The sequence below is a fragment of the Actinoallomurus sp. NBC_01490 genome (assembly GCF_036227085.1).
Classification (GTDB): Bacteria; Actinomycetota; Actinomycetes; order Streptosporangiales; family Streptosporangiaceae; genus Actinoallomurus; species Actinoallomurus oryzae.
This window is the reverse complement of record NZ_CP109433.1, coordinates 8,242,830-8,261,616: the sequence shown is the minus strand read 5'-3', so window position 1 is coordinate 8,261,616 and position 18,787 is coordinate 8,242,830. Positions and strand designations below refer to the sequence as shown.

The window sequence follows — 18,787 nt, the reverse complement described above, 5'->3', positions numbered from 1 at the left end:
CTCTCCCCGCGACCGGCCGGACCCCGGACCTCTTCTCTTCCTCTCCCAGCCACAGCGAGGTATTTCGCATGAGCCCCTGGAAACGACGTCACCGTCTTCCGCTCACCGTCGCCGGACTGGCCGCCCTGGTGGCGCCCGCCCTCACCGTCCCGCCGGCGCTCGCCGGAACCCCCGCGAAGGCGAGCGCGGCGCGGCCGTGGGACGCCTACAACCTCTCGCCGAAGACCCGGACCGTACGGCCCGTCGCGGTCTACAACACCAACGGCACCGTGACCGACCCGTCCGCCGTGCTCAAGGGCGGGCCGACCCGGATCAGCGGCAACGGCTCCTACGTCACGCTGGACTTCGGCAAGGAGGTCGGCGGCATTCCCACGCTGCACTTCGCCGGCTCCGACGGCGCGCAGCGGGTCGGCCTGGCGTTCAACGAGTCCTCCGACTACGTGGCGGACGTCGTCTCCGACTCCTCCACCGGCGGGCCGCGCAGCAACGACGGCATCCTGTACGCCGACGTGAACGGCCGGACCACCTACACCACGCCGGCCAGGTACCTGCGCGGTGGGTTCCGCTACCTGACGATCCTCCTGGACTCCGCCGGGAGCGTGGATCTCGACGGCGTTTCGGTGTACTTCACCTCCGCGCCGGCGATGAAGCACCCCGCCGACTACGCCAACTACTTCTACTCCAGCGACTCTCTGCTGAACCGCATCTGGTACGCGGGCGCGTACACGATGCAGCTCAACACCATCGACCCGAAGACCGGCCGCATCTGGGAGGCGCCCGACGCCCTGTGGGACAACACCGGCGACGTCGGCGTGGGGAACACGATCCTCGTCGACGGGGCGAAGCGCGACCGCACCGTCTGGCCGGGCGACCTCGGCATCGAGATCCCCACGGCGTACGCGGCGTTCCACGACACCGTCTCGGCGCGCAACGCGCTCACCACGATCTACCAGCACCAGAAGGACACCGGGGAGCTGCCGTACTCCGGGCCGATGATGAACAAGTACGGCTCCGACACCTACCACCTGTGGACCCTTTCGGCGAGCTATGACTACTACCGCTACACCGGCGACAGGACGTGGCTGGCGAGCGTGTGGGACGACTACAAGCGCGGCGTCGGCTACAGCCTCGCCAAGGTCGACGCGAACGGCCTGCTGTCCATCACCGGCACCGGCGACTCGGTGCGCATCCTCACCAAGGGCGAGAACTTCACCGCCAACGTCCTGCTGTGGCGGGTGCTGACGACCGGATCGGAGCTGGCCACCGCCGAGGGCGACACGACGCTCGCGGCGTCGTACGCGAGCAAGGCCGCCGCGCTGCGCACCGCCGTCAACGCCACGTTCTGGGACGACAGCGTGGGCGCGTACAAGTACTACCCGGACCAGACGATCCACCCGCTGGACGGCAACTCCCTCGCGGTCTGGTACGGCCTCGCCGACGCGGACCAGGCCCAGCGGATCAGCTCCCAGCTGACCGGCGACTGGAACGACGTCGGCACCACCGCCCCGGAGAACAAGGGGAATCCGGGCGTGTTCTCGGGCTCCATGGAGGTCAACGCGCACTTCGCGGCGGGCGGCCAGGCCGCCGACCAGGCCGGTGTCGACCTGATCCGCCGCGAGTGGGGCTACATGCTGAGCAACCCGCACGGTACGCGGAGCACCTTCTGGGAGGCCTACCGGGCGGGTGAGACGTGCCTGTTCTGCAGCAGGTACACCAGCCTCGCGCACGGCTGGGCGACCGGGCCGACGCCCGCGCTGAGCTTCTACGTGCTCGGCGTCGCCCCCGACACGCCCGGCGGGCGCACGTTCCACTTCGTCCCGCACGTCGCCGACCTGAGCTTCACCCAGGGCCGGGTCACCACGGAGTACGGGCCCGTCGACGCCTCCTGGCGCATCCACAAGGGCGCCTACAGTGCCAAGCTCGCCGCGCCGAAGGGCACGACCGGCCGCGTCGGCGTTCCGGCCCTCGGCAAGAGGATCCAGGTCTTCGTCAACGGGCACCTCGCCTGGAACGGCACCCAGGGCACGGCGTACGGCGCGCACGCCGACGGCGACTACGTCTACCTCGAAGGCCTGCACGCCGGTCACTACACGATCAAGACCAAGCCCGTGGGGGCCAAGTGAGCACGCGCTTCTCGCGGCGCGGGTTCCTCGGTGTCGCCGGCGGAGCGGTCGCGGCCGTCGGTCTGGCGTCGCCGGCGGCCCTGGCCGCCGACGGCGGCGCGGCGTCGGCGGCGCCGCCCGTCGTGCCGTTCCCGCTGAGCGGTGTCGCGCTGCTGGCGAGCCGGTTCCACGACAACATGACCCGGACCTGCGCGTACCTGAAGTTCGTCGACGCGGACCGGCTGCTGCACACCTTCCGGCTGAACGTCGGCCTGCCCTCGACGGCCGAGGCGTGCGGCGGCTGGGAGGCGCCGGACGTGCAGCTGCGCGGCCACTCCACCGGGCATCTGCTGTCCGCGCTCGCCCAGGCGCACGCGAACACCGGTGACGACGCGTACGCCGCCAAGGCCCGCTACATCGTCGGCGAGCTGGCCAGGTGTCAGGCGGCGGCACCGGCCGCAGGCTACGGAACCGGGTATCTGTCCGCCTTCGAGGAAAAGGTTTTCGCGCAGCTGGAGGCGGGCGGGAGCCCCTGGGCCCCGTACTACACCCTGCACAAGATCATGGCGGGGCTGCTCGACCAGTACCGGCTGAGCGGTAACGAGCAGGCCCTCGACGTGCTCAAGGCGATGGCGGCCTGGGCCGACGCCCGTACCGCCAAGCTCACCCACGACCAGATGCAGAGCGTGCTGCGCGTGGAGTTCGGCGGTATGAACGAGGTCCTGGCCGATCTCTACCTGCTCACGCGCGACCCGGCGCACCTGCGCGTCGCACGGCGGTTCGACCACGACGCGGTGTTCGACCCGCTCGCCGCCGGGCAGGACCGGCTGGCCGGCCTGCACGCCAACACCCAGATCCCGAAGATCATCGGCGCGGTGCGCGAGTACGAGGCCACCGGTGAGGTCCGCTACCTCGCCATCGCGCGGTTCTTCTGGGACACGGTCGTCCACCACCACAGCTACGTCATCGGCGGCAACAGCAACGCGGAGCTGTTCTGCCCGCCCGACCAGATCGCCTCCCAGCTCGGCGAGAACACCTGCGAGAACTGCAACAGCTACAACATGCTCAAGCTGACGCGGCTGCTGTTCTTCCACGACCCGCGCCCGGCGTACATGGACTACTACGAGCAGACCCTGTACAACCAGATGCTCGGCGAGCAGGACCCCGACTCCGCGCACGGGTTCTGCACCTACTACACCGGCCTGTGGGCCGGCACGCAGCGGCAGGTGAAGGGCGGGCTCGGCGCCGACCCGGGCAGCTACAGCAGCGACTACACCAACTTCTCGTGCGACCACGGCACGGGCATGGAGACGCACACCAAGTTCGCCGACTCCATCTACTTCCGTACCGGCGACACTCTCTACGTCAACCTGTTCATCCCCTCGGAGCTGACCTGGTCCGAGCGCGGCGTCCGCATCCGGCAGGAGACGGACCACCCGCGCGAGGACACCACCCGGCTCACCGTCGGCGGCGAGGGGCGGTTCGCGATGAAGATCCGCATCCCCGGCTGGACCCGTCACGCCCGGGTCCGGATCAACGGCCGGGACACCGGCGCGGCCCGGCCCGGCACCTACCACACCATCGAGCGGCGCTGGCGCGACGGCGACACCGTCGAGGTGACCCTGCCCATGGCCCTGACCTGGCGCAAGGCGCCCGACAACCCGCGGGTCCAGGCGGCCACGTACGGCCCGGTCGTCCTCGCGGGCGGGTACGGCACGACGCGGCTGGACACGATCCCGGCCATCGACCCGGACTCGGTGAAGAAGGGCGCCGGCCTGACGTTCACCGCGACGGCGGACGGCGCGGGCGTGACCCTCGTCCCGTTCCCGGAGGTCCAGCACCAGCGCTACACCGTGTACTGGGCGGTGCCGCCCGCCTCGTCGCGGCCCCGCCTGATCGCCTCGTACCCCTTCGGAGAGGGCGGCGGCACGACGTCCAGGGACGCCACGGGCACCTGGCCGGACGCCACCCTCGCCGGCGGTGCGACCTGGACGGGTGACGGCGCGGTCGCCCTCGACGGCCAGAGCGGCCACGTCGTCCTGCCACCCGGCCTGATCAGCGGCCTGGACGCCCTCACCGTCACCGCCTGGGTGAATCCGGACGAGCTCGCCAACTCCGCCCGCGTCTTCGACCTGGGCTTCCACAAGAACACCTACATGTTCCTCACCGTCCGTACCGGCCTGGGCAAGGCCCGCTTCGCCATGAAGATCGCCGGGATGGACGGCGAGGACTATGTCGACGCCGCCGGCCCGATCCCGGCCGGCACCTGGACCCACGTGGCCGTCACCATCGCCGGCGGCTCCGCGGTGCTCTACTTCGACGGCGCGGAGACCGGCCGCAACGACGCGCTCGTGATGAGCCCGCTGCTGCTCGGCGCGACCCAGCTGAACTACCTCGGCCGCTCGCAGAACAGCAGTCACCCCTACCTGCACGGCCGGATCGACGACTTCCGCGCGTACAACCACGCCCTCAGCGCCGCCGACGTCGCGGCGCTGCACGCCGAAGGAAGGACCTCGTGACCGGCACACCCCTGCGGCGGCTCGCCGCCGTGACCGCGATCATCGCCGCGGTCGGCGCGGCGACGGCCGTACCCGCCGTCGCCGCCGGCCGCCCCGCCGTCACCGGACTGCGCGCCGGCGACCTCACCGAGCCGCTCGGTATCGAGGACACCACCCCGCCGCTGACCTGGCGGCTGGGCGACACCGGCCGGAACGTCACCCAGGCGGCGTACCAGATCCAGGCCGCGACCAGCGCGGACGGGCTCAGGCATCCCGACCTGTGGGACACCGGGCGCGTGGCCTCCGCCGCTCAGCGTGTCGACTACGCGGGGAAGGCGCTCGGCAGCCGCACCCGCGTCTACTGGCGGGTCCGCGTGTGGAGCGCGCACGGCGGTGCGTCGGACTGGAGCGACCCGGCCTGGTTCGAGACCGGCCTGACCTCGGCCAAGGACTGGTCCGGCCAGTGGATCACCCACCCGGACTGGCGGTTCAAGGAGAAGCGGCCCACCCCGATCACGGTGAAGCTGCCCGAGACGACCGCCCGGTACGTCCGGCTCGACGTGACCAAGCTGGGCCTCCCGTTGGTGGAGAACCTGCCGGACAAGACCTACCGGTTGCAGCTCGCCGAGCTGGAGGTCCGCGACTCCTCCGGGACGAACCTGGCCGCCGGCGTGACGGTCACGAGCAACGACACCGGCAACCAGGTCAACCACAAGTACCTGCCGAAGTATCTGACGGACGGCACCGAGACGACCAACCAGGAGCTCGCGGGCTGGTCCAGCTCGGCGTACACCTCCGACGACGCCTCCGCCAAGCCGATCACGCTGACCGTCGATCTGAAGTCGGCCAGGACGTTCGACCAGGTACTGCTGTTCCCGCGCACCGACGTCCCGGCCGCCGGCGACAAGGTGCCGTACGCGCCGGTCGACTACTCGGTCGCCACGGCCGACGACTCCGCCGGGCCGTTCACGACCCGGCGGACCGTCACCGGCCAGGAGCCGCCGCGATCGCCGGTCCCGGAGGCCATGCCGATCTTCGCGAAGGACTTCTCGCTGCCCTCAGGCGTCCGCTCCGCCCGCCTGTACGTCGCCGGTGAGGGCGTCTACGAGGCCGGGCTGAACGGCCAGAAGGTCGGCGACGCCGTGCTCGAACCGGGCAACACCGACGTGGCCGACCAGGTGCCGTACGCGACGTACGACGTCACGAAGCTGCTGCGCCGGGGCGGCAACGGCCTCAGCGTCCGGCTCGGCAACGGCACCGCGAACGTCATTTCCACCGCCGACCGGTACCGCAAGTTCAGCGGCACGCAGAGCGACCCCGAGCTGATCGCCCAGCTCGAGGTCACGCTCGCCGACGGCAGCGTGCGGCGCGTCGTCAGCGGCACCGACTGGCAGACCACGCTCGGCGGCACCACCTTCTCCAACTGGTACGGCGGCGAGGACTTCGACGCCCGCCGTGAACCGCCCGGCTGGGACCGCGCCGGCGCGAAGCGCCAGGGCTGGCAGCAGCCCATCGCCGTACCGGGCCCCGGCGGGGGGTTGACCGGGCGCCTCCAGGAGCCCGTCCGCGTCCAGGACACCCTCCAGGGCGCCAAGGTCGGGTCCGGCGACGGCTACCAGGTCTTCGACCTCGGCCGGAACATCGCCGGCTGGCCCGAGCTGACCATCAAGGCGCCCGCCGGGACGACCGTGCGGATGTACCCGTCCGAGAGCCTCAGCAACGGCCGCGCGAACCAGTCGACCAGCAACGTCGGCGCCCCGATCTGGGACGAGTACACGACCCGGACCGACGGCACGGAGATCTGGCACCCGCACTTCTCCTACCACGCGCTCCGCTACGTCGAGCTGCGCGGCGTGCCCGACGGCGCGACCGTCTCCGTCCGCGGCCTCGCGCTGCACGCCGACAACGCCTCGACCGGGTCGTTCTCCTCGTCCAACGACCTGATCGACGGGATCCACACGATCATCCGCCGGGCGATCGAGAACAACATGCAGAGCATCCTCACCGACTGCCCGAGCCGGGAGAAGCTCGGCTGGCTGGAGCAGGACCAGCTCGTCTTCGGGGGCCTGGCCGCCAACTACGACATGGCGGCCCAGCTCCGCAAGGTCGTACGGGACATGGCCGAGGCCCAGACCGACACCGGCCTGATCCCGTCCACGGTGCCGGACTACACGGTGCTGGCCGGGGCGTACCGCGACGACCCGAACTGGGGTGGCGCGTTCGTCGTCGTGCCGTGGGACCTGTACCTGACCTACGGCGACACCGACACGATGCGCGCCTACTACCCGGCGATGAAGAAGTACGCCGCCTACCTGGAGGCCCGTGCGGTGGACGGGCTGACCGACTACAGCCTCGGCGACTGGTACACCCCGGACAGGACGTTCCCCAAGTTCGTGTCCGGGACGTACGGCTACTGGCGGGTCCTGGACACCATGTCCAAGATCGCCGGCGTGCTGGGGATGACGGACGACGCGGCGGCGTACCGGACCAAGGCGGACGCCAGTGCGAAGGCGCTCGCCGGCAAGTACTACGACACGGACACCGGCACGTTCGCGGGCGGCGGCCAGGGCGCCGAGGCGATCGCCCTCGACATGGGCGCCGTCCCGGCCGGCCAGCGCGAGCGGCTGCAGGCCCACCTGGTCTCGAGCATCGAGTCGGCCGGATGGCACCTGCGACTCGGTGAGATCTCGCTGCCCAGCGCGTTCCGCGTGCTGCCCGACGACGTGATCTACAAGATCGCGACGCAGACGGACAGCCCCAGCTACGGCTACCAGGTCGTGCACGGCAACACCACGCTCGGCGAGAGCTGGGACGGCGGCTCCGGCCAGTCGCAGGACCACTTCATGCTCGGCGCGATCGACTCCTGGTTCACCGGGCGGCTCGCCGGCATCCAGCAGGCCCCGGGCTCGACCGGCTACCGCAGGCTGCTCATCGCCCCGGCCGTGGTCGGCGACCTGACCCACGCCGAGGGCCGCTACCGGACGCCGTACGGCGAGGCCCGCTCGGAGTGGACCAAGACCGGCGGCGACATCCGGCTGACCGTCACGGTGCCGCCGGGCAGCACCGCCGAGGTCCACGTCCCCGGCTCCGGCCAGGTGCACGACGTCGGGTCCGGCGTCTGGGTCTTCCACTCCTCCAAGTGATCCGAACGGGATCCCGCTCGTACGGGCGGGGTCCCCGTCCCTCCCACCGGAGAAAAGTCGTGATGAGACGTATCAGCCGTGGCGCCCCGGTGCTCGCGGTGCTCCTCGCCCTCGGCGCGGTGGCCGCGCGCCCCGCCACCGCGAGCGAGTCCGTCGGGGTCACCGGCCTGCGCGCCGCCGACCTCACCGACCCGCTCGGCATCGATGACACCACCCCGCCGCTGAGCTGGCGCATCACCGCCACCGGCACCGACGTGACGCAGTCCGCGTACGAGATCCAGGCCGCGACCAGCGCGGACGGGCTCAGGCATCCCGACCTGTGGGACACCGGCCGCGTCGCCTCCGCCGACCAGCGCGTCGACTACAAGGGGCGCCGCGTCGGCAGCCGTACGCAGGTGTACTGGCGCGTCCGCGTGTGGACGCACGGCAAGGCCTCCGCGTGGAGCGCGCCCGCCACCTGGTCCACCGGGCTCCTGTCGGCCGGCGACTGGTCGGCCAAGTGGGTCGGCAACCCCGACTGGGAGACCTCCCAGAACACCCCGCACCCCATGACGGTCAAACTGAGCAAGGCGCAGGACGCCCGCTACGTGCGGCTCGACGTCACCCATCTCGAAGGGCCCACGGTCGACCCCTCCGCGGCCGACCTCAAACTGCGCCTCGAGCTCGCCGAGCTGGCCGTCGTCGACAGCGGCGCGCCCGGCACGGACCTGGCCCGCGGCGCGGCCGTCACCGCCTCGGAGTCCGACGACGCGGCGGGAGAGTGGAAGCCGGAGTACCTGACCGACGGGTCGGCCTCCTCGCGCCGCGCCCCGTACGGCTACCGCAGCGCCGAGCACCCCACCCGGGACGTGTCGGCCCATCCGATCACGCTGACGCTCGACCTCGGGCAGGTCCGGCACTTCGACCAGATCCTGCTCTACCCTCGCGACGACACCACGACGCAGTTCGCCTCGACGGTGAACTGGCCGCGCGACCTCGCCGTCGACACCGGCACCAGCGCGGACGCGCTGACGCAGGTCACGAAGCTGACCTACCAGAACCCGCCGACCGCCCTGCACGACCAGCCGGCCGCGCTACCGATCCTCGCCCGCGACTTCACGGTGAACCGCCGGGTCAGCGCCGCCCGCCTCTACATCACCGGCGCCGGCGTGTACGACGCCACGCTGAACGGCAGGCCGGTGAGCGACGCCGTCCTCGAACCGCCGAACACCGACGTCCGCCACCGGCTCGTCGCCTCTACCTACGACGTGACGAGCCTGCTGCGCCAGGGCGGCAACCGGATCGGCGCCGCCCTCGGTACCGGCACCTTCGACGTCAACAAGACCCCGGACGACACGAAGCGCTACCAGAAGTTCGACGCCCAGAACGGCGCGCCGCGCCTCATGGCCCAGCTGGAGATCCGGTACGCGGACGGGAGCCGCCAGACCGTCGCCACCGACGGGTCCTGGCGCACCACTCTCGGCCCCACCACCTTCAGCAACTGGTACGGCGGCGAGGACTACGACGCCCGCCGCGCCCAGGCCGGCTGGGACACCCCCGGCACCGCCCTCACCGGCTGGAACGCCGTGCGGGTGACCGGTTCGCCCGTGCCGGGCGCCCGGATCGAGGGCCGCACCGCACCGCCGATCGAGCCGGTCCAGACCCTCAAGCCCGTCGCGATCACCGAACCGCGGTCCGGCACGTACGTCTTCGACTTCGGCGTCAACGCCGCCGGCTGGCCGCAGCTGCGCGCCGACGGCCCGGCCGGGACCAAGGTCCAGATGTGGCCGGCCGAGAAGCTGAAGTCCGACGGCACCATCACGCAGTCGACGTTCATCGGTCCGGTCCACGACACCCTCACCCTCGACGGGAGGAACCCGCAGGTCTGGCACCCGCGGTTCATGTACCACGGGTTCCGCTACCTGCAGGTCACCGGCCTGACCTCGAAGCCGACCCCGGACGACGCCCGCTCGATCGTGCTGCGCACCGTCAACGACGCGGTCGGCTCGTTCTCCTCCTCAGGCGACCTGGTCAACAAGATTCACGGCATTATCGACCGGGCGATCCAGAGCAACATGTACTCGGTCCTCACCGACTGCCCGCACCGCGAGAAGCTCGGCTGGCTCGAACAGGACAACCTCGTGTTCGGCTCCGTCGCGGCCGGCTACGACGTCGAGGCGTACTACCGGAAGATCCTCCAGGACGTCGCCGACGCGCAGCTGCCGGACGGCATGGTGCCCGACGTCGCCCCCGAGTACGCCGAGTACTCCGAATGGGACACCGGCTACCGCGACGACGCCAACTGGGGCGGCACGCTCATCCGTGCGCCCTGGCTGATGTACCGCACCTACGGCGACACCCAGACGATGCACACGTACTACCCGAACATGCGCCGCTACCTGGACTACCTCACCTCCAAGGCCGACGGCGGGCTGCTGCCCACCGGCCTCGGCGACTGGATCGCCCTCGACACCACCACCCCGCGCGAGTACGTCGGCTCCGTCGCCTACGCCCAGCTCGCCGGCAACCTCGCCGACATCGCCACCGCGCTCGGGGAGAGGTCCGACGCCCGGCGCTACCGCGCCCTCGCCGGAAAGATCGGCGCGGCGATCAACGCCAAGTACCTCGACGCCGCCGCCCACACCTACGCCACCGGCAGCCAGGCGGCCGACGCGCTCGCCCTGCAGATCGGCATCGTCCCGCAGGACCAGCGCGCGGCGGTGCTCGCCCACCTCATCGCGAGCATCCGCGCGAAGGAGAACCACCTCACGGTCGGTGAGATCGGCCTGCCCGCCGTCATCGACGTGCTGTCCGCCGCCGGCCGCGACGACGTCGTCTACGACCTCGCCTCCCAGACGACCGCGCCGAGCTACGGCGCCCAGGTCCTCAGCGGCTCCACCTCGCTCGGCGAGGCGTGGGACGGCATGGCCGGCAACTCCTCGCAGAACCACTTCATGCTCGGCGCGATCGACGCCTGGTTCACCGGACACCTCGCCGGCATCCAGCAGACCGCCGACTCCATCGGCTACCGCCACCTCCGGATCGCACCGGCCGCCGTCGGCGACCTCACCCACGCGGCGGGCGCCTACCGCACTCCGTACGGCGAGGTCCGTACGGACTGGACCAAGAAGGGAGACCACGTCGACCTGACCGTCACCGTGCCACCGGGCAGCACCGCCGAGGTGCACGTCCCCGGTACCGATCAGGTGCACAACGTCGGATCCGGCACCTGGACCTTCCACTCCTGAGGAGAACACCATGAGGAATCGCTTCCTCGCGGCCCTGACGGCCGCCGGCGCCGCGACCACCGCAGTGGCCGCGCTGATGCCCGCACCCGCGTGGGCCGGAACGGACCACGCCCCGCTGGCGCCGACCGGCCTGACCGTCGGCGACCAGGCCCGGCCCCTCGACGTCGAGGGCAGCCCGGCCTTCGGCTGGCTGCCCCGCGACGTCGACCCCGGCGAGGTCCAGACCGCGTACGAGATCAAGGTCTCCGACGGGCACAGGACCGTCTGGGACAGCGGCAAGGTCGCCTCCTCCCAGGAGTCGTACGTCGCCGGGCCGAACGACCTGGCCCACGGGAGCAGCTTCATCTGGACCGTCCGCACCTGGGACCGCGCGGGCAAGGCGTCGCCCTGGGCGCGGTCCGCCGCGTTCGACACGGGCATCGCGGACGCCGACTGGCAGGCGAGCTGGATCCGCCGCACGACGGGGGAGAAGGACGACTACACCTACGCCCGCAAGGAGTTCACGGTCGGGGCCGCCGCGGTCACCCGCGCCCGCGTCTACGTCGCGGCGAGCCAGCAGTACGACCTGCACGTCAACGGCCGGCTGGTCGACCGCGGCGCGGCGTACTCCTACCCCGGCGAGGGCTACTACAAGGCCGTCGACGTCACCGGCCTGCTGAAGGCCGGCCGGCCCGCGGCCGTCGGCGCCCTCTACCACTGGTACGGCCCCGGCCAGGGACGCCCGTCCGGCGAACCCGGCCTGCTCATGCGGATCGTCGTCGACCACGCGGACGGCACCCGCCAGGTCGTCGTCACCGACGGCTCCTGGAAGGTGACCCGCGCCAACTGGAAGACCACGTCCTACCGCAACGGCGACGGCCGCGACTACATCGAGGACATCGACGGCACCGCCGAGCCGATCGGCTGGGACCGGCCCGGATTCGACGACTCCTCCTGGGCCGCGCCGCAGGTCGTCGGCGCGCACCCGGCGGGCGTCTTCACCCACCTGCAGGGTCAGGAGTCCGCCCTCGCCCACGAGACCGCGCGCCCGGTCAAGGTCACGAAGTTGTCGTCCGGCGCGGTCGTCGCCGACTTCGGCAAGATCATCCCGGCTGTGCCGGTCGTCCGCTTCCGCGACGGCGCCAAGGGCACGGCCGTCACGATGACCGCCGGCTACCTGCTGAACGGCGACGGCACGGTGTCCAACTCCAAGAAGGACAACCAGAGCACCGACCTGACGTACCGCTACACCGAGCGGGACGGCGACCAGACGGTGCGGTACTACACCTACGAGGGCTTCCGCTACCTGCAGATCGACGCGGACGTGCCCGCCGAGGACATCAGCGCGATCGTCCAGCACACCGACGTCCCGTCCCAGAGCCGGCTGCACACCTCGAACAGGGGAGTGGACGCGGCGTACGACCTGATGCGGCGGTCGGCGCTGTACGACTCGCAGGAGCAGTTCCTCGACACCCCGACCCGGGAGAAGGGGCAGTTCCTCGGCGACTCGGTCGACGTCTCCCTCGCCACCATGTCCGGCTGGGGCGAACGCCGCCTCACCCGCAAGGCGATCCGCGAGTTCATCGCCTCGCAGACGCGTTACTGGCCGGACGGGCGGCTGAACGCCGTCTACCCGAACGGCGACGGCAAGCGCGACATCCCGGACTACACCGAGATGTTCCCCAGCTGGGTGTGGGAGTACTACCTGCAGTCCGGTGACACGTCCACGCTCAGTGCCGCCTACCCGGTCATGAGCGCCGTCGCCGACTACGTCCGCCGCTACATCGACCCGTCCACCGGCCTCGTCACCAAGCTGGCCGGCGGCTCCGGCTCGTACCTGAACGGCATCATCGACTGGCCGAACCGCTACGGCTACGACACCGACGCCACCGCCCGTACGACCGTCAACGAGCTCGCGGTCGACCTGCTGAACTCCACCGCCAGGGCGGCTCAGGCACTCGGCAAGGACGCCGCGGCGTACCAGCGCGACGCCGCGACCCTCACCACCGCGATCAACGGCAAGTTGCGCCGCTCGGACGGCATCTACATCGACGGCCTGGAGGCGGACGGCTCGCAGAGCACGCATGCCTCCCAGATCGCCAACGCCTACGCCGTCGCGTTCGGCCTCACCTCCGACACCAAGGTGACCGACTACGTGGCCGGCCTCGGCCTGCAGATGTCCCCGATGACCGTCCACTGGCTGATGGCCGCCCTGGCCGGCCGCCCGGACGCGTTCGTCACCCGCCTCACCGACCCGAACGGCATCGGCTACGCCAAGATCCTGGCCTCCGGCGGCACGTTCACCTGGGAGTCGTGGGAGGCGGACCAGACCGGCGACAGCCTCTCGCACGGCTGGGGCGCGTCCCCGGTGATCGACGTGCAGCAGACCCTGCTCGGCGTCGCCGTCACCGCGCCGGGCGCCGCGCAGATCCGCATCCGCCCGCCGGCGTCCGGCCTGACCGGGGCCTCGGGCACGGTCCCGACCCAGCGCGGCGACGTCAAGGTGTCCTGGCAGAACAAGAACGGCCACCTCACCCTGACCGCCGACGTCCCGGTCAACGTCAAGGCCGAGATCGACCTGCCCACCACCGGCAAGGTGAAGGTCTCCGGTGACGCACGGTACGCCGGCCAGAAGGACGGCCACACGGTGTACGAGACCGGCTCCGGCCACGTGGAGTTCAACGCGGCCGGCTGAGCCCTGGATGAGCGGTGCGGCGCGTCCCACGGGGGGCGCGCCGCACCCGCGCCCGGTACGGTCGGCGATCTTCCTTGGCCGGCCGAGAACGATGTACACCTAAAGGGCGTCCACGTCGTCGTGTTATTAACGGCCGTCTCCGGCCGAAGCACGCACCACGAAGGGGGTCCCATGGCCTTTCAGGACACCGGAACCGGCACGGACCGTTTTGCTCGCGAGTGGCGCGACTGGCACCGCGGGCACGAGTCGGCTCTGGCCGATCGGCACGGGTTCCTCGCGATCACCGGGGTGCACTGGCTGACCGGGGAACCGGAGCGTTTCGACGGCGCGCCGGGCGCCTGGTCGACCGGGCCGGACGGGGTGGTCGTGGCTCTGGACGACGGGGAAGAGATCGTCGTGGACGGCTCGCCGGTGCGCGGCGAGCACCGCTTCGGCGTACTGGACGAGCGCGACGGCGCCACCGCGACGTGGGGCGACGCGGTGATCGAGGTGGCCAGGCGCGGCGGGCACGACCTCCTACGGCCGCACCACCCGGACCACCCGCTCCGCACCGGCTTTCACGGCGTCCCGGCCTACGAACCCGACCCGCGCTGGGTCGTGGCGGGCCGCTACGCCGCGTTCGACGAACCGCGTCCGACCACGGTCGGCTCCGTGGTCGAGGGACTGCGGCACGTCTACGAGGCGCCGGGCCGGATCGACTTCGAGCTGGAGGGCCGGGAGCTGAGTCTGACCGCGTTCCCCGGCAGCCCGCCCGGCGGCCTGCTCGTCCTGTTCACCGACGCGACCTCCGGCGTCACCACGTACGCCGCGTGCCGGGAACTCAACATCGCGGCCCCCGGCGCCGACGGCGCGGTGACCCTCGACTTCAACCGCGCGGTCAACCTGCCCTGCGCCTACACCGACTTCGCCACCTGCCCGCTGCCGCCGTCGGAGAACCGCCTGCCGATCGCGATCACGGCCGGCGAGAAGATCCCGTACGAACGCGCCCGTACGCCCAGCGCCGACCACGCACACTGACCCGCGGAACGACGTCGGCGGCGATGGTCTCCGGCCGCCGAGGCCAGGTTCCGGGCGAGGGCTCGGGCGCCGATCAGCGCTTGTGATGTGCCCATGCCGCTGGTCGGGGCGGCGCAGTAGCCCGCGTCGCCGACCAGGGCGATCCGGCCGCACGACCAGTAATCCAGGTGGACCTGGCAGGTCGAGCCGGCGCGGAGGTGGTCGCGGTACTCCGATCACTCGCCCGCTCGATCTGAACCCGGAGATCTAAAGAGGTAGAACGTTCGGTCTTGACGCCTTGGCGGAGCCATGCCAATGTTGAGCACGATAGAACGTTCGGTCTCTTCGGTCGCGCTCCCGTGGCTCACGCACCTGATCGAGGAGGCCGGCAGCAGCGTCCGCTGATTGGTCGAAAGGACCGCCGTGACCACCGTTGCCTCATCCACCGCGCCCAGGATCGCGCCGGCTCTGCGCCGGTTGTATCTCGTCCGGTTCGGGTTCGCCATCGTCTGGGCCCTCCTGCTGTTCGCCATCAGGTCGGCCCTCGGCCCGGTCAGCATCGCCCTGCTCGTGCTGTATCCGCTGTTCGACGCCGCCGCGGCGGTCGTGGACACGCGTTCGTCCGGCGCCCCCGGGCCGGCGCGCGGTCTGCAGGTGAACATCGCGATCAGCCTGCTCGCCGCCATCGGCATGGCCGTCGCCTGCGGGTCCGGTGTGCCGGACGTCCTGCGCGTGTGGGGCCTGTGGGCGATCGTCTCCGGGCTCGTGCAACTGGTCGTGGGCGCCGTGCGCCGCGGGATGGGCGGGCAGTGGCCGATGATCCTCAGCGGTGGCATCTCCGTGCTCGCCGGCGCTTCGTTCGTCACGTCGGCCTCCGCGGCGAACCCCTCGCTGGCCAACATCGCCGGCTACGCGGTGCTGGGTGGCATCTTCTTCCTCGTCTCGGCGCTGCGCCTCGGCCGCGCCGCCAAGGAGCGCTGACATGGACACCGCGACGTACGACGTCGTCGTCATCGGTGCGGGTCCGGTCGGGGAGAACATCGCCGACCGGGTGGCGCAGGGCGGTCTGAGCGCCGCGATCGTCGAGCGGGAACTGGTCGGCGGTGAATGCTCCTACTGGGCCTGCATGCCGACCAAGGCGCTGCTGCGGAGCGCGACCGCGCTCCGGGCGGCCCGGCAGGTGCCCGGTGCCCGTGAGGCGGTGACGGGCGAGCTGGACGCGCAGGCCGTGCTCCGTCGCCGCGACTCCTTCGCCTCGAACTGGAAGGACGACGGGCAGGTGGCCTGGCTCGGCCAGGCGGGGATCTCGCTGTACCGCGGACAGGGCAGGATCAGCTCCGCCCGGGTCGTCGAGGTGACCGGCGAGGACGGCGCGACCACCGCGCTGACCGCACGGCACGCGGTCGTGATCGCGACGGGAAGCGGCGCTCTGGTCCCGGGCATCGCCGGTCTGCGCGAGGCGGCACCGTGGACCAGCCGGGAGGCGGCCGCCGCGAGCGCGGTCCCCGGCCGGCTCGCCATCATCGGCGGTGGCGTGGTCGCGTCGGAGATGGCGACCGCGTTCGCCGGTCTCGGGGCGTCGGTGACGATGCTGGCCCGCGACGGTGTGCTGCCGCACGCGGAGCCGTTCGCCGGCGAGCGGGTCGTCGAGTCGTTGCGCGACTCCGGTGTGTCGGTGCGCCTCGGCGCCGAGGCCGGATCCGTCAAGCGCGACGACGGCGGAACCGTGTCCCTCACTCTCACCGACGGTGAGCAGGTCGAAGCCGACGAACTCCTCGTCGCGATCGGCCGTACGCCGAACACCGGGGACATCGGCCTGGACCGTATCGGCCTGACACCGGGCGCCTGGCTCACGGTCGACGACACGATGCGCGTCCTCGGGGACGACGGGGCGCCGATCGGTGACGGATGGCTGTACGCCGCCGGTGACGTCAACCGGCGCGTGCTGCTGACGCACCAGGGCAAATACCAGGCCCGGGCCGCGGGCGACGTCATCGTGGCGCGCGCGAAGGGCGAAGCGGTCGAGGACGGCCGATGGGGCCGGCACGCGGCGACGGCCGACGAACGCGCGGTGCCACAGGTGGTCTTCACCGAACCGGAGATCGCGTCGGTGGGACTGACCGCGGCCGCCGCCGCGGCCGCCGGTCTGCGGATCCGGGTCGTCGACCACGACCTGGGCGCCGTCGCCGGATCCGCCCTGCACGCCGACGGGTACCGGGGGCAGGCGCGCATGGTCGTCGACGAGGACCGGAAGGTGATCGTCGGTTTCACGCTCGCCGGTCCCGACGTCGCGGAACTGCTGCACGCGGCGACGATCGCGGTCGCCGGGGAGGTTCCGTTGGACCGGCTCTGGCACGCGGTTCCGGCCTTCCCCACCGTCAGCGAAGTGTGGCTCCGGCTGCTCGAAGCCTACGGTCGCTGAGGTCATGATGATCCCCGGCGAGACGATCGCGGACCTCGAACGCGAGGTCGCCGTTTTCGTGCGCCATGAGCACGCCGCGTCAGGACGGCTCGGCCGTGAGACGTATCCGGATCTCACGGCCGCCGCCTACGGCCTGCTGGCTCACCTGGCCGACCGCGGCCGACATCGGCCCACCGAGATCGCCGAGCACATGGGCATAGCTTCTCCCGTTGTCTCGCGACGGCTCCAGCTGCTGGAAACGCTCGGTCTCATAGAACGGTTTCCCGTGCCGAACGACGCCCGGGCGTATCTGGTGGGCCTCACCGACGAGGGCCGCCGCCGCGTCGCCGAGGTCCAAGACGTCCGCGGCAGGCGGCTGGAGGCGCTTCTCGCGTCGTGGCCGGAACACGACGTCCGCACCCTCGCCGAGCTCCTCGCGAAGTTCAACGGCAGTGCCGCCGGGCCGGCGCGGCACTGCGACGCGACGGGCGGCGACGTCCGTGGGTGACCGGCCGTCGGCGCGATCGCGGCTGCTCGGCACGGCGACGCGGCTGTTCTACGCCGAGGGGCTTCACTCCGTCGGCATCGACCGCATCGTGGCCGAGGCGCAGGTGACGCGCGCGACTCTCTACCGGCACTTCCCGGGCAAGGACCAGCTTGTCGTCGCCTATCTGAGCGAGGTCGACAAGGCCGTTCGCGCCCAGGTGGCCGAGGCCGCCGCCCGGGGAGAGTCCCCGGCCGACGTCGTACGAGCCGTCGGTGAGTCGATCGCCGCCGATATCCGGGGCCCCGGGTTCCGCGGATGCGCCTTTCTCAACGCCGCGGCGGAGTACCCCGATCCCACGCACCCCGTGCACCGCACCGTACTCGCCCACCGCGCGTGGTTCCTCCACACGATCACCGACCTGTTGGCGCAGGCCGGAGACGCGGCCCCCGATCCCGCCGCGAGGCACTTCGTCATGTTGCGGGACGGTGCGATGGTGGCCGGCTGCCTCGCCGACCCGGAGCCGATCTGCCGCACGTTCCTCCGGGGGGTCGAAGGCCTGCTGACGCACCGGGGCATGTCTGAGGCCGTGAGTTCGGACAGGAGGCCCTGTCCGAGGAGGGCGTGATCGTCGAAGCCTCGGCCCTCAGGCGGTCTTCGCCCCGGAGCCGCGAGACGTGGAGCCGGTGCGGTGCTGCAGGAGCCCGTCGACTCCCTGGAGGAACGTGTCGCAGACCTCGACCGGGTCGGCGAGGCAGCCCTCGGCCATCGCGCCGTCTCTCAGCATGACGAAGTGCCGGGCCGCGAGCTCGGGTGGCGTCTCCCCGACCTGCGCGAGCAGATCGGTGATGGTGCGCAGGAACCACTCGCGGTGAGCGAGAACGGCCTTGTGAACGGGATGCTCGGGATCCGGATACTCCGCGACGGCGTTGAGGAAGGCGCACCCGCGGAAGCCGGCTGACCGGATACCGTCGGCGATCGACTCGGCGATGGCTCGTACGGTGTCGACGGCCGGTCGGCCGCTGCCCAGGGCCTCGCCGACCTGATCGCGCTCGGCCTGGTCGACCGCCTGCAGGTACGCGACGACGAGGTCTTCCTTGCCGGGGAAGTGCCGGTACAGCGTCGCGCGGGTCACCTTCGCCTCCGCGACGATCCGATCGATCCCGACGGAGTGGATCCCCTCGGTGTAGAAGAGCCGCGTGGCGGTTCCGAGCAGCCGCGATCGCGCTTCGGAGACCTGACCTCGAGCGTTGTGCGCCATC

11 protein-coding genes are annotated in these 18,787 nt (G+C 71.4%); 10 read left to right on the top strand and 1 reads right to left on the bottom strand.

Features of this window, described 5'->3' with window-relative positions:
* Positions 1–68: 68 nt before the first annotated feature.
* The 10 genes from OG417_RS38070 (at position 69) to OG417_RS38025 (ending at position 18,153) form a co-directional block, all read left to right on the top strand.
* The gene (locus tag OG417_RS38070) at positions 69–2,123 is read left to right on the top strand and encodes an alpha-L-rhamnosidase-related protein (protein ID WP_329239640.1); all 2,055 of its coding nucleotides are present in this window, start codon (positions 69–71) and stop codon (positions 2,121–2,123) included.
* Complete coding sequence (locus OG417_RS38065) at positions 2,120–4,621, top strand: glycoside hydrolase family 127 protein (RefSeq protein ID WP_329239637.1); 2,502 nt, start codon at positions 2,120–2,122, stop codon at positions 4,619–4,621. Before OG417_RS38070 ends, OG417_RS38065 begins: the two co-directional genes overlap by 4 nt.
* Positions 4,618–7,743, top strand: a complete 3,126-nt coding sequence (locus OG417_RS38060) for a family 78 glycoside hydrolase catalytic domain (protein ID WP_329239634.1) — start codon at positions 4,618–4,620, stop codon at positions 7,741–7,743. The genes OG417_RS38065 and OG417_RS38060 overlap by 4 nt, the downstream gene beginning before the upstream one ends.
* Before the next feature lie 62 nt (positions 7,744–7,805).
* Positions 7,806–10,970, top strand: a complete 3,165-nt coding sequence (locus tag OG417_RS38055; protein ID WP_329239631.1) for a family 78 glycoside hydrolase catalytic domain — start codon at positions 7,806–7,808, stop codon at positions 10,968–10,970.
* Positions 10,971–10,980: 10 nt separating this feature from the next.
* Positions 10,981–13,644 carry a family 78 glycoside hydrolase catalytic domain gene (locus OG417_RS38050; protein WP_329239627.1) on the top strand — a complete coding sequence of 888 codons (2,664 nt, stop codon included), beginning with the start codon at positions 10,981–10,983 and terminating at the stop codon, positions 13,642–13,644.
* A 171-nt stretch (positions 13,645–13,815) separates the two neighbouring features.
* The gene (locus OG417_RS38045) at positions 13,816–14,661 is read left to right on the top strand and encodes a DUF1684 domain-containing protein (RefSeq protein ID WP_329239624.1); all 846 of its coding nucleotides are present in this window, start codon (positions 13,816–13,818) and stop codon (positions 14,659–14,661) included.
* A gap of 402 nt (positions 14,662–15,063) precedes the next feature.
* The gene (locus OG417_RS38040) at positions 15,064–15,621 is read left to right on the top strand and encodes a hypothetical protein (RefSeq protein ID WP_329239621.1); all 558 of its coding nucleotides are present in this window, start codon (positions 15,064–15,066) and stop codon (positions 15,619–15,621) included.
* Position 15,622: 1 nt separating this feature from the next.
* A complete protein-coding gene (locus tag OG417_RS38035; protein ID WP_329239618.1) occupies positions 15,623–17,062 on the top strand; it encodes a dihydrolipoyl dehydrogenase family protein in 1,440 nt (479 codons plus the stop codon).
* A 4-nt stretch (positions 17,063–17,066) separates the two neighbouring features.
* Positions 17,067–17,549: a MarR family winged helix-turn-helix transcriptional regulator gene (locus tag OG417_RS38030; RefSeq protein ID WP_329239615.1), complete on the top strand. Its 483-nt coding sequence runs from the start codon at positions 17,067–17,069 to the stop codon at positions 17,547–17,549.
* Positions 17,542–18,153 (top strand): TetR/AcrR family transcriptional regulator, encoded by a 612-nt coding sequence (locus OG417_RS38025; protein WP_329239613.1) that lies wholly within the window; start codon positions 17,542–17,544, stop codon positions 18,151–18,153. Before OG417_RS38030 ends, OG417_RS38025 begins: the two co-directional genes overlap by 8 nt.
* An 18-nt stretch (positions 18,154–18,171) precedes the next feature.
* Here the strand turns inward: OG417_RS38025 and OG417_RS38020 are convergent, their stop codons facing one another.
* On the bottom strand, positions 18,172–18,786 hold the full coding sequence (locus OG417_RS38020) for a TetR/AcrR family transcriptional regulator (protein ID WP_329239611.1): 615 nt from the start codon (positions 18,784–18,786) through the stop codon (positions 18,172–18,174).
* Position 18,787: the final 1 nt, after the last annotated feature.

Coding starts and splice junctions, on each gene's coding strand:
- OG417_RS38070 (WP_329239640.1), top strand. CDS start 69: ATGAGCCCCTGGAAACGACGTCACCGTCTTCCGCTCACCGTCGCCGGA.
- OG417_RS38055 (WP_329239631.1), top strand. CDS start 7,806: ATGAGACGTATCAGCCGTGGCGCCCCGGTGCTCGCGGTGCTCCTCGCC.
- OG417_RS38050 (WP_329239627.1), top strand. CDS start 10,981: ATGAGGAATCGCTTCCTCGCGGCCCTGACGGCCGCCGGCGCCGCGACC.
- OG417_RS38045 (WP_329239624.1), top strand. CDS start 13,816: ATGGCCTTTCAGGACACCGGAACCGGCACGGACCGTTTTGCTCGCGAG.
- OG417_RS38035 (WP_329239618.1), top strand. CDS start 15,623: ATGGACACCGCGACGTACGACGTCGTCGTCATCGGTGCGGGTCCGGTC.
- OG417_RS38030 (WP_329239615.1), top strand. CDS start 17,067: ATGATGATCCCCGGCGAGACGATCGCGGACCTCGAACGCGAGGTCGCC.
- OG417_RS38020 (WP_329239611.1), bottom strand. CDS start 18,786: ATGGCGCACAACGCTCGAGGTCAGGTCTCCGAAGCGCGATCGCGGCTG.